This window comes from Paenibacillus sp. FSL R10-2796, from assembly GCF_037965315.1.
GTDB lineage: Bacteria > Bacillota > Bacilli > Paenibacillales > Paenibacillaceae > Paenibacillus_AQ > Paenibacillus_AQ odorifer.
In genome coordinates, this window is sequence record NZ_CP150178.1 from 1,841,431 (window position 1) to 1,853,609 (window position 12,179).

Annotated in this window: 11 protein-coding genes; 3 read left to right on the top strand and 8 right to left on the bottom strand. The window is 45.9% G+C overall.

Annotated features, from left to right (window positions below):
- The first annotated feature begins 124 nt into the window (after window positions 1-124).
- Window positions 125-1,192, top strand: coding sequence for a serine hydrolase domain-containing protein (locus tag NST58_RS08370; RefSeq protein ID WP_076193439.1), 1,068 nt, complete (start codon window positions 125-127; stop codon window positions 1,190-1,192).
- Between the two features lie 52 nt (window positions 1,193-1,244).
- On the opposite strand, the gene NST58_RS08375 is transcribed toward NST58_RS08370, so the two are convergent.
- Complete coding sequence (locus NST58_RS08375; RefSeq protein WP_076279581.1) at window positions 1,245-2,522, bottom strand: AraC family transcriptional regulator; 1,278 nt, start codon at window positions 2,520-2,522, stop codon at window positions 1,245-1,247.
- A gap of 110 nt (window positions 2,523-2,632) precedes the next feature.
- Between NST58_RS08375 and NST58_RS08380 the strand changes: the two genes are divergently transcribed.
- Window positions 2,633-4,897 (top strand): glycoside hydrolase family 3 C-terminal domain-containing protein, encoded by a 2,265-nt coding sequence (locus NST58_RS08380; protein WP_076279582.1) that lies wholly within the window; start codon window positions 2,633-2,635, stop codon window positions 4,895-4,897.
- A gap of 104 nt (window positions 4,898-5,001) precedes the next feature.
- Here NST58_RS08380 and NST58_RS08385 read toward each other — a convergent pair whose 3' ends face one another.
- Complete coding sequence (locus tag NST58_RS08385) at window positions 5,002-6,210, bottom strand: MFS transporter (protein ID WP_076279583.1); 1,209 nt, start codon at window positions 6,208-6,210, stop codon at window positions 5,002-5,004.
- A gap of 118 nt (window positions 6,211-6,328) precedes the next feature.
- A complete protein-coding gene (locus tag NST58_RS08390) occupies window positions 6,329-7,504 on the bottom strand; it encodes a serine hydrolase domain-containing protein (protein ID WP_254848798.1) in 1,176 nt (391 codons plus the stop codon).
- Between the two features lie 172 nt (window positions 7,505-7,676).
- On the opposite strand from NST58_RS08390, the gene NST58_RS08395 reads away from it, so the two are divergent.
- The gene (locus NST58_RS08395) at window positions 7,677-8,135 is read left to right on the top strand and encodes an Lrp/AsnC family transcriptional regulator (RefSeq protein WP_076279584.1); all 459 of its coding nucleotides are present in this window, start codon (window positions 7,677-7,679) and stop codon (window positions 8,133-8,135) included.
- Window positions 8,136-8,260: 125 nt separating this feature from the next.
- Here the strand turns inward: NST58_RS08395 and NST58_RS08400 are convergent, their stop codons facing one another.
- The 5 genes from NST58_RS08400 to NST58_RS08420 form a co-directional block, all read right to left on the bottom strand.
- A complete protein-coding gene (locus NST58_RS08400) occupies window positions 8,261-8,455 on the bottom strand; it encodes a helix-turn-helix domain-containing protein (protein ID WP_076279585.1) in 195 nt (64 codons plus the stop codon).
- A gap of 227 nt (window positions 8,456-8,682) precedes the next feature.
- A complete protein-coding gene (locus NST58_RS08405; protein WP_339247276.1) occupies window positions 8,683-9,609 on the bottom strand; it encodes a HAMP domain-containing sensor histidine kinase in 927 nt (308 codons plus the stop codon).
- A 20-nt stretch (window positions 9,610-9,629) separates the two neighbouring features.
- Entirely contained in the window at window positions 9,630-10,391 is a 762-nt protein-coding gene (locus NST58_RS08410) for an ABC transporter permease (protein WP_076279586.1), read from the bottom strand.
- Window positions 10,384-11,307: an ABC transporter ATP-binding protein gene (locus NST58_RS08415; protein ID WP_076279587.1), complete on the bottom strand. Its 924-nt coding sequence runs from the start codon at window positions 11,305-11,307 to the stop codon at window positions 10,384-10,386. Before NST58_RS08415 ends, NST58_RS08410 begins: the two co-directional genes overlap by 8 nt.
- Before the next feature lie 82 nt (window positions 11,308-11,389).
- A complete protein-coding gene (locus NST58_RS08420) occupies window positions 11,390-12,082 on the bottom strand; it encodes a response regulator transcription factor (RefSeq protein ID WP_076282298.1) in 693 nt (230 codons plus the stop codon).
- Window positions 12,083-12,179: the final 97 nt, after the last annotated feature.

Sequence of the window (12,179 nt, forward strand, 5' to 3'; positions counted from 1 at the left end):
TAGCAAATAGTTAATAGAAACTCAACAATTCAGTCACAGGATAATAGTAAGCTAGCAGGATTATTTAATATATTTGTATAATAGTTTATATATGTATTAAATGAATCATATTGGGGGGCTACCGATGAGAGGGTTAGTATTTAATTCTTTAGAACAGGCGGGTGTCTCGGCTTTTGGTGTGGAGCGTATTCGTACAGCCGCCGCACAAATGGTTGAAGACAATATCACACCTGCGCAAGTTATTGTTGCTGCGAGAAAGGGGACGCTGCTGGTCCATCAAGCGAATGGAAAATTCGGACCTGAAGCAGACGCAGCAGATTTAACAGCGGATGCTATATTTCCACTCTGTTCCATCACAAAACTATTTACTGCAACCGCTATTATGATGTTAGTGGAACAAGGGAAAGTGGGCCTAAATAGGCCGGTTTCTGATTACATCCCCGAATTTACAGGGGAGAACAAAACAAAAGTATGCGTACATCATTTGTTGACACATACCTCTGGAATTGAGGTTAATGGCGGTTATGATGCACCACTAAGCCACGAGCCAGGTACTGTGATGTCTTACTGTGGATATGGTTATGAGCTGTTGGGTGAAATTATACGGCGAGTTAGTGGACAAGCTTATGATGTATTCGTAAAGGAAACCATATTTAAACCGCTTGGAATGGAAAATACATATTATCGTGTGCCAATGGAAGTGCGGAACAGAGTAGTTAGACGTGCCCCTGAGGCAGCATGCGCGGAATGGGTAGACAGCGAATACAATTTGAATTCTGTATCTGCGGGGGGCGGGGCTTACTCAACGGCTATGGATTTGGCTGTTTTTGGCCAGATGTTCCTTAACGGCGGAATTTATAACGGAGTACGATTGCTTAGTCCGGTAACAGTAAAAGAAATGACCCGCAATCAAATTCCGGGCGTATCCTCACAATATAGAGACGAAGTTTTCCCTGAAGCGTACTGGGGGTACGGATGGGCGATTAATGGCACGAAGCGTGACGGCGGAGATCTGCTCTCTGCAGATGCCTATTCACACTGGGGGGCGGCAGGTCCTTTCCTCTGCGTGGATCCGATTTATCAGACAGTGACGGTTCATTTATCCGTAGAACTGGATCACCAGAAGCCATTTAAAAATATGTATGTTGATTACTTCAACAATACTGTTCTTGCAGCAATCACAGAGCTGTGATGTCAGCTGCTATTTTCATATCCATTTAGAATTTTTGTTGTGTCTACTTTTCTTAAAGTGTGTTTTCCCTGTTTGTTCTAAATTGTTTAGGGGTGATTCCGGTATATTTCTTAAACACTTTGGTAAAGTAGCTCTGATCATTAAAATGTAGGCGTGAGGCGATGTCCGATAAGCTTATCTCTGGTACTTCTATTAGTCGTTTTGCCTCTTCAATCCGCTCCAATTGAATAAAATCGCTGATGGTGATGCCGGTCTCCTTCTTAAATAATAGGGAGAGATAACTTCTATTTAATCCTGCAACCTCAGCCAGTCTATCTAAGGAAAGTTCCTCATATAGGTGATTGAAAATATAGTTCTGACAGAGAGCCACGGTGCGCGACAGTTTCGCCATCCGGCTCTCTTTGACATGGTCTGCGAAATCGCAAAGGGCATTAAGAACGGCATGATCTACAGCGGGAATATCTTTTAGTTCTTCGATATGCTGGATATGAAAGTCGCTTAGGGTATAAGAAATTTCCCAGTACAGCCCTCCATCTATAGCTGCACGTGTAGCGAGTGTAATACAAGAGATTGCCAGATTCTTTTTGTTACGTAATTGGCTCCTTTTAGAGAGAAGCCCGTAACTCTCTTCGGAGAACGAAGCTTGAACGCGTAGCAGCTCAGTTTTATTGCCTTTTTTGACATAGTGAAAGAGATTTTTTTCTAGCATGGGCTCGTGGTGCAGCCACGTATTCTCACGGCGATAAGAAATATCCAAATCCAAACTGCCTGAGGGCAGTTGTTTATAGGCAAGAATGCGGGAGTCCAGCAGTAGTTCGCTAAGGGTCAAGGTTTTTCCAGTAACGAGCGAGTATAGCAGCATAGCGGTATGGTATAGTCTCATTTTATTTAACACGGTCAGGCTGCGGTAATAGTTAAGCCATTGCTCCTGAAACTTAAGCGGAACTTCATGATCACGCATCAGACTTGCCACATTATCCTCCGTAGGTTGAGCATACAATGAAGGGCCAATCACAATGCTTCCCTCGTTACTGTTGTCTGAGGGTAAATGGAGAATGATGTAATTCTCTAGAAAATTTGTGGTACGAACGATTGGTACAGTACAAGTCGGTCCATTGCCATTAGAGTTGTTCTCACGATTAAAAGATTTAGTAATTTCAGAAAGTGGCTCATTAAGGTTATGAACCCAAGGGGCGCACTCGAAGGAGGAAGGCATAGCAAATTCAATTTCCCGAGTGGCGTCGAGCAGGAACACGGGAATTTGCTGTGACTCATACATCACTTTACAGATATATTGGACTCTTTCCTTATCCTCCAAATGATCTAACATGTTATGACCTCCTCACCTAACAAGAATACCAAAAACACAATAATAATGCCATAAATCAAGCATGAAGTATATTAAAATGGGGATAGTATACATTCAGAGGAGGCATTTTTATGAAAACCAAAATTCATGAACTCATATCACAATTGACCCTTGAGGAGAAAGCGGGACTCTGTTCAGGGCTTGATTTCTGGCATACCAAGGGGATTGAACGACTCGGAATCCCTTCTTTGATGGTAACGGACGGACCCCATGGTTTACGCAAGCAAAAAGAGAGTGCCGATCACCTCGGGCTTCATAACAGTGTTCCCGCAACTTGTTTTCCTTCAGCAGCAGGGTTGGCTTCTTCGTGGGATCGGGAACTAATTGAGCGAGTGGGGAAGGCGCTTGGTAAGGAGTGCCAGGCAGAAAACGTTGCTGTTCTGTTGGGACCGGGGACGAATATTAAACGCTCTCCACTGAACGGTCGTAACTTTGAATATTTCTCGGAAGACCCTTATCTTTCTGCGGAGATGGGGGGGAACCATATCAAAGGTGTGCAAAGCGAAGGAGTCGGCACCTCGCTTAAGCATTTTGCCGCCAATAATCAGGAACACCGGAGAATGTCGGTAGATGCGGTTATTGATGAACGGACGCTGCGGGAGATTTATCTGGCTAGCTTTGAAGGTGCAGTTAAGTACAGTCAACCTTGGAGCGTAATGTGTTCTTACAACCGGGTTAACGGTGAATACGCTTCTGAGAGTGAAACGCTTCTAACGCGGATTCTTAGAGATGAATGGGGTTTCGAAGGATTTGTAGTTTCGGATTGGGGTGCGGTCAATGAGCGAGTGAAGGCGCTGCAAGCAGGGCTGGAGCTGGAAATGCCGTCAACGGGAGGACTTGGCGATGCCAAGATTGTCGCAGCGGTGCAAGGTGGGGAACTAGCTGAAGAAACGTTAGACCTTGCGGTGGAGCGGCTGCTCACTTTTATTTTTAAGGCGGTAGACAATCGTAAAGATAATACTTCATTTAATGCTGAAGAGCATCACCAACTGGCACGGAAAGTGGCGCGGGAAAGCATGGTGCTTCTTAGAAATGAGGAGGAAGTTCTACCCTTATCTAAACAAGGTACTATTGCGATCATTGGGGAATTTGCTAAAAATCCGCGTTATCAAGGTGGGGGAAGCTCGCATGTGAATCCAACTCAATTGGATGATGCTTTTGAAGAGATGAGAGGTCTTGCGGGGTCTGCTGAGCTGCTATATGCCCAAGGATATGAACTGGAGCATGATGAGATTAATGAGGTTTTGCTGCAAGAGGCACGAGAAACAGCGGCAAAAGGTGATGTAGCGGTGTTGTTCCTTGGACTGCCGGATAATTATGAGTCAGAGGGTTATGATCGCAGCCACTTGTCTCTTCCAGAGAGCCATAAAGCGCTGATCGATGTGGTAGCTGAGGTGCAGAGTAATATCGTTGTTGTACTCAGTAATGGCTCACCTGTAGAGATGCCTTGGATTGATAAAACAAAAGGAGTCCTTGAGGGTTATCTAGGTGGGCAGGCGTTTGGGGGTGCCGTAGCAGATTTATTGTTTGGAGAGGTCAGCCCAAGCGGTAAACTGGCAGAGACATTCCCCATGAAGCTGAGCGACAATCCATCCTTTCTTAATTTCCCGGGGGAAGGGGATAAGGTAGAGTATAAGGAAGGTTTGTTCGTAGGTTATCGTTATTATGATAAAAAAGAGATAAAACCGCTGTTTCCTTTCGGCTTTGGTCTCAGCTACACAGAGTTTCAATACAGTCATTTAACAATTTCCAAGAGCAGCATAAAGGACACCGAGACTATTCAGGTTAAGGCTACTGTTAAAAATACGGGCACTCGCGCAGGAAAAGAAATCGTTCAGCTCTATGTTAGTGATGTGGAGAGCAGCGTGATCCGTCCACTGAAGGAACTAAAAGGCTTCAAGAAGCTAGAGCTTCAGCCTGAAGAAGAGCAGGAGGTAACCTTTGAGTTAGATAAACGCTCCTTTGCTTATTACAACGTTAACATTGGTGATTGGTATGTGGAAAGTGGAAATTTTGAAATTGCTATTGGCTCATCATCGCGGGATATTCGTCTGACAACTTGTATCGGAGTGGAATCGACCAATCCGCTTACGATGCGTTATCATCGGAATAGTACTATTGGTGATTTGCTGGATAATCCACGGACAGCGGAAAAAGTGAAGAAATTCAGCAGTGTTTTTGGCTTAGAAGGTGCGATGGACGATAACCCGGAAATGTACATGGCGATGATGAAATATATGCCGCTGCGGGCAATGATCGGTTTCGGCCAAGGGAAATACACGGAAGAAGATTTAGCCAAGGATCTGCAAGAATTTAATACATTGGCTACTAAGTAGAAGTAAGCCAGTGGCACATATTAGTCCTATCTAATATGCACCACTGGCCTTATTTGTGTAAATTTCTTGTCTGGACACTTACCCATTAACTCGATAGGTGTGCCTCAACGTTTCCTTGAAGGAAATCCGTAATCTTTAGCGCGCCACGCTACTAGCAGCGCAAGAATCAATAGTATAAACATTACCCACGGGAAGGAGCGGACACCAAGTGTTTCAATAAGAATTCCGCCTATCACTCCGCCACCGCCAATAGCTAGGTTCCATGCCGTCACCAGCATCGATTGGGCCACATCTGCACTTTCGCCAGCGGTTTCGGCAACGGCTGTCTGTAGCAAAGTAGCTGCTCCTCCGAACGTCAACCCCCATACACCAACCACTAAATAGATCACTATGGGCTGGCTGCTACTAATGCCTAGTACAATGGATGACAAGGCAAAAGCAGCTAGGCTGATCAGAACCAATGGACGCAGTTTGCGGTCGATCAAAATACCGATGACCCAGATGCCAACAAGCGCTGTAATGCCGAAAACAAGCAACACCAAGTCAACCCGCTGGGTTAGCCCGGCCTGAGTAAGATAGGGGGCAATATAGGTATACAAGATGTTGTGTGCTAGTACCCATACCAGAACGACAAACAATACCGGCCGTACCCCCGGAATAACAAAAACCTTGTAGAGAGGGAGCCGTTTTTCAGGGGCTTCTCCTGGATAGTCCGGTAGCTTCCAAAATACCCAAGCGATCAGCATGAGAGCTAATAGCGACATGAACCCGAAGATAGAGCGCCAGCCTACAAGGGTGCCAAGAAGGGTTCCAGCAGGGACACCGAGTGCCAGAGCGAGAGGTGTGCCAACCATCGCTACCGCCATTGCTCGTCCCTTGAGTGACTCCGGCACCATGCGCCGGGCGTAACCTGCTATCATGCCCCATAAGACTCCAGCGGATACGCCGGCGAAGAACCGAGCTGTTAGCGTAAGTATATAATTGGAAGAAAAAGTGGTGACGGTGTTGAATATGAGAAAACCAAGGATGCACATTAGTAGCAGTGGTCGCCGCCGCCATCCACGCGTCACGGTAGTTAAGGGAATCGCGGCCAACAGGGAACCAAGAGCATACAAAGTGACAAGTTGACCGGCAAGGGCCTCGGAGACACCAAGCCCCTCACCTATTTGGAGCAACAAGCCTGCCGGAATCGTTTCGGTAAGAATACAGATAAACCCCGTCATAGCTAAGGCGAGTAATCCAGCCCATGGCAGACGTTCAGAAGAGGGAGTGCTGGGGGCACTTTGTGTGGCAGAAGATGTGTTTTGGCTCATAGAGAAGCCCCTCTCTTATATAATTTTAGCAAACTCAATGATATAGACGACGAATAGGGTCTACTGGACAGAGAGCCTAGGCTGGTTCATTCCGACCCAGGCTTCTTGTGTTCATGCTCTATTTATTACGTCTATCATAAATGGCATCACAAAGGTCTACAGTAAACTGACCCGACATGCCTTCCAATGCGGTATTAGTGAAAGCGACGACACTGAGGCGTTGCTTGGGATCTACGAACCACGAATGACCATAAGTACCCCCCATGCGCCAAGTACCCGGAGATTCTGGAGTGTCTGCAGCGACAGGATCCTTTAGTACCGTGATGCCTAGGCCAAAGCCTCGTCCTGGCCAGAAGGCCATTGGCAGATCATCGATCTGGTTGGTCGTCATATCGTGAACCAGTGACTCCGGTAGCAGCGGCGCTCCGCCCTTACGTAATGTTTCCAGCAGTTGCAAAAAATCTCCGGCGCTGCCGACCATGCCAGCTCCTCCAGAAGGATAGGCAGTAGTGTCAAGTGCTCGGCTAGGGGCAAGCAGGAACCCAGCCGTTCCCTCCACAAAGGCAATACTGTCAGGATCAAGTAAGGGCCGTGGCTCTGGAGTATCATTGGCATAGGAAGTGGCCAGCCGTTCTCGATCGACTGCAATAAAACCCGTGTCGCTCATGCCAAGCGGCTTGGTCACGAGTGAATGTACAGCCTCACTGAGCGGTGTTTCTGTGACCTTTGCAATTACTGCTCCCAGCACATCTGTCGCGATGGAATATTTCCACTCGGTACCTGGCGTATAAAGGAGGGGGACAGAGGCAAGACGGCGCAGGTTCTCTTCCAATGTGATGCCGGACTGATCCATACCATCTGATACCCCTGCTGACTGATAGGAACCCTTCTCTTCTTGGAAAAATCGGTAAGACAGGCCCGCGGTGTGCGTCATCAAATGACGAATCGTCAAGGAAGCGAACTCGCCATTCTGCAAACGCGGCTGAAACTCTGGAAGCCAACGATCAACGCGGTCGTCCAGTTGTAGACGACCTTGCGCAACTAATACTAGGGCTGCCGTTGAAACGATAGGTTTAGTAACTGAAGCGAGCCGGAATAAGGCATCTTCTCGCATAAGTCGGCCTAGCTCGCGGTCGGCAAAACCGGCAGCACGGCTATAAACCAGTTCCCCATCTATCGCCACTTTAATGACAGCACCGACCAAGCGCTTGTCAGCGAGGGTTCGATCGATTACTCTATCGATGCGACCTGATAAACATTCTGTAATTATTTTATTTGAATCCAATATACTCAACGGTCTTCATCCCTTCGGAATAGTTAAAGTCAAGAACACTTTACTATTGTAGGGTTATTATATATAACAAGTTATCTTGATTACATAAGGCAACTAAGCTAAATTAGCTTTATAACGGTTAATTACAATCTAGTTAATATAGAAAACCTTAAATTTAAAGGAGGCGATTTTGATGGACCATGTTGATAAGCAAATTCTTTTCCATCTTCAAAATCAAGCAAGAATTTCTATGACAGAGCTGGGCAAATGTGTCGGTTTATCGCAACCTGCGGTTACGGAGAGAGTTAGGCGTATGGAGGAAAAAGGCATCATCAGCGAATATCGCACCATAATTTCTCCTGAAAAGATTGGGAAACAAGCAGCTGCCTACATGTTATTTCATTCTAGGGATTGTAATGCATTCCTTGATTTCTGCCGCTCAAGTCCTGATGTCGTCGAATGTTACCGTATAAGTGGGGAACACAACTACTTATTGAAGGTAGTAACCGACTCTACACGAGCCCTCGAGGAGTTCGGAAATCAATGTGACAAATACGGTACTTACACGATTCTGATCGTGATGTCATCACCAATCGATTATAAATTTCTTATACCCTCGCTTGAAGAAGCAAGCCTAAACTTGCTGAGTTAGATTTTAAACATAATCCGTTAGCCTGTCGTAACAAAAAAAAAGACTCTTCTATATAAATAGAGGAGTCTTTTTGGTTTAGATATTGTAATAAAAAAGATTGCAGCTGCTCCTTTTTCGTAGATACATCATGGACTTTCTATCTTATAAGTCTGGCGGTATTTTAGTGGAGAAAGCCCGGTGATTTCCTTAAATACCCGACCAAAGTGAGTCATATTATCAAATCCAAAATTTTCAGCTATCTTGGCTACTTTAAAGGCAGTATTGATTAACAAGGCACGAGCTTCCTGGTGGCGATAAGTATAAATAAGCAGCTTAAACATAAGTGTTTTTAAATATAATTCATAGCCGGGAGGTTGCTTCGTAAATTCAGAGACCCTTTTATTGAATAATTTCTCGATAAAGTTTTGTTCAGAACCATGAACCTGAACGGGTGGGAGATCAGTTCGAAGAAGTCCGGAAAAACCTGAAGGCCATTGGCTATCGGGAATGAGCTACCTTCCATAAACGGGTTAGAACAATGGTTAGTCTAGACCAACTATAAAATGAATTAAGTAGCCAAGCTAATGCCAGCATCGCCTAGTTTCCAACGGCAGGTCATTATCAGCTTCTCACCCTCCAGTTCGGCTGTCAGCGTGCCACCCATTTTATTCATTAGACTTTTGGCGATGGAGAGACCCAGCCCGGAAGCTTGAGAAGATCGGGTACGGTCTGCGGTATAGAATCGGTCAAATAAGAGGTTAACATCGCTTCCGACTAGTTCCTTCGCATCGTTTACTATCGTTAAGTCAGCTGTTTCCCGCCGTCGTTCGAAATGGATTTCTACATACCCGGTCGCGTGTTTGACCGTATTGACAAGTAAATTCTCGACAACTCTCCGCACAGCGGATTCATCGGCGTATACGGATACATTTTCTTCAGGTAGCCGTATATCCGGTGTAATATTGCGTTCGTTGAAAGAATCGTAAAATCCGACCAGAATTTCCGAGAGCAGGGCCGTCATCCCAAGCTTTTCCGTATGTAGAGGATAATCTAGCGATTCGATCAAGGAAAGCTCAAAAAAATCATTCAGCAGCGCCTGCAGCCGTTTCGTCCGATTTTTAACGATGGCAACATATTCAAGCTTTTCATCAGGGGTAATAGACTCATCCTCCAACAGTTGAATATAACCGAAGATGGAGGTGAGGGGTGTACGGATATCATGTGAAATATTCGCCACAGCCTGACGGAATTCTTGTTCGACACGTTTTCGCTGGGCTTCCGCTTCGACGATTAAATCAGATTGACGATTGATTTGTCCCGCAAGCGCCTCAAGCTTCTGGTCGAATAGAGCCACATCAATTTTTTTACCGGATGCTCGCTCGTTGTAGGTATGCAATTGCTCTGTTATCCGCCCTAGTTCTCGCCTTAACATTAAAAAATGGAAAAGCAGGAGAGCTCCTGCCGCAAACAATATGATTGTCAGAATAAGCAACACTCTCCTGCACCCCCCATTTGCTATTTGATTTCTTTTCGGTGGAATACGAGAATACCGAGTACCCCGGAAACGGCTATTGTCAACAACGGCACGAGTAGAAGTGCTGGCCAATCTCCACTGTCGATACTGAGCTTACCGATATCGCTCACCCGTTTGAAGATGGAATAATCGTACAAATTACTAAAGAAAGAGATCTTCGAACCTATACTAGCCAAAACCGTATCGATCATAAGGAAGAAAATCATTGAGAAGCCGATAGTTTTGCCGCTGTCGGTTAGGATTACGGTGAACAGCGCCCCAATGGCTGCGTAACCAGCCGTGTACAATAACGTTAGCCCGAGAGCTCGCGGTATGAAAAGTGTAGTGCTTCCTTCCGGCAGATGACCGAAGCCCGAAAGCAGCGTGACTTCGACTGTGCTGACAATAGGAAAGACGAGCGAAATCGCCATGGCTCCAACTGCGAATACGATTAGTTTTGCTGCGAACAGCCGGCCTCTGGTGTTGCCCGAAGAGGCGATCGTCTTCATGACCCCTGTGGAATATTCGTTAGAGATAAAGAATCCAGCCAGAATGGCTACGCCGAATTTAATAATGTAGGCATTGCTTGAAATAAAGGTAGTCAGAAATTCAGCGCCGGTGATCTGAGGTTCCCCATTGGAACGATGATCAAAATAATATAGCAAAGGGTACGCAAGCGAGAGGACGGAAAGTGCCAATAGAAAAGTCCAAAATGATCTATTCTTTCGGAGCTTGAAAAACTCCACTCTGATCAGATTATACATTTGGGTTCCCCCCAATCCGCTTTGTAAAATAACTTTCCAAGTCTTCACCCATAGGCATAAACTTCTCGATCTCGAGGCCCGCAGAGAATAAAGCAGTTGATACTTTGCCTGGCTGCTCAATACGGCTATACAACTTGATGGTTCCATCCTGCATCACTTCGAAATCGGCCGTACCCAGCTCGTTCTGAATGACGGCTGTTGCCTTGCCCGGATCATCCACTTTGATAAATAAATACTGCTGACATTTCTCGTTTAATTCCTCCGCAGTGAGTTGTTCAAGCAACTGACCGTGGTGAATAATGCCATAATGACTTGCCATTAAATGCAGCTCACTTAGAATATGACTTGAGATCATTATCGTAATGCCTAGCTCACGGTTTAGTCGCTTGAGCAGTTCGCGCATTTCGACGACACCCATCGGATCCAACCCATTAGTTGGCTCGTCCAGAATCAGAAATTCTGGATCTCCCAGTAAGGCGATGGCAAGACCTAACCGCTGCTTCATTCCAAGTGAGAAATTTTTGGCTTTCTTCTTTCCGGCGCCCTGCAGTCCAACTTGCTCTAGCATTCTAGGAACACAATCTTTGCCGGGAATACCACGTAGAATCCGGTTTGCTTCTAAATTTTCACTCGCAGTCATATGGGGGAATAAAGCGGGACTCTCGATAATCGAGCCGATTCGCTTACGAGCCTGGATCAGGGCTTGCTCTTCACTGGCTCCGAACAGCTCGATCGTCCCCTGAGTCGGAAAAGCAAGTCCGGTCACAATCCGGATTAATGTTGATTTTCCGGCTCCATTTTGTCCAATAAAACCATAAATAGAGCCTTTACGGATTGACAAATTGACTTTGTCCAGCGCTGTATGGCCCTTGAACTTTTTGGATAGCTGATTTGTTTTTAATACATACTCGTACATCTCGTCTTGGCCTCCTTTTCGTGATAGACCAAGTATAGAATTGAAAACATAAGAAGAGCTAAAGCCAAATCTTAAGAATGTCTTAAGGCTTGAGCCGATAACCTATGCCCCATACCGTCTCGATAAATTCGCTTCCTGGTGCGGCCTTGGTTAGCTTGCTGCGCAAGTTGCTCATATGGACATTGACCGTATTATCGTCCCCGTAATATGGCTCGTGCCAGACTCTTTCATACAAATTCGCTTTCGTAAACACCTTTTTGGGGGCTGACAAAAGTAACGAGAGAATTTCAAACTCTAGAGCTGTGAGCGTCAGTTCCACACCATTTGCCGTAATCGACATCGCCTCTCGATGAAGTACAAGACCCTGATGCTGGAGCACGTTAGGCAAAGCCGATTGCGTAATCCGCGAATACAAACGCAGATGAGAATCGATCCGTGCAGAGACTTCCTCAACGTCGAAGGGTTTCGTAATGAAATCATCCGCCCCCGCCCGCAGGGCAGACACCTTGGTCTGGGGCTCACCCTTGGCAGAAATGATAATTACCGGCATATCATCCCGCCCGGCAATCTTCTCAAGTAGTTCCTCACCTGACATGCCTGGCAGCATCAGATCCAGTAGCAGCATGCTCCATTGACGTTGCTCCAGATAGAGAAGTGCCTCCGTTCCCGAGTAAGCAGGTTGGGGAATATAGCCGCTTTTCTTAATAATGTTGCACAGCAATCGGTTGATGTCGCTGTCGTCCTCAGCAACAAGAATATGTATCGGGTTATTCATTTAATCTCCTTTTTTTACCTGAAATAGGTCGTTGTTCGGATGAATGCCTATTAAATAGGATAGCAGGTTTTAGATTCTGTATCCAGATCCAGCCAAT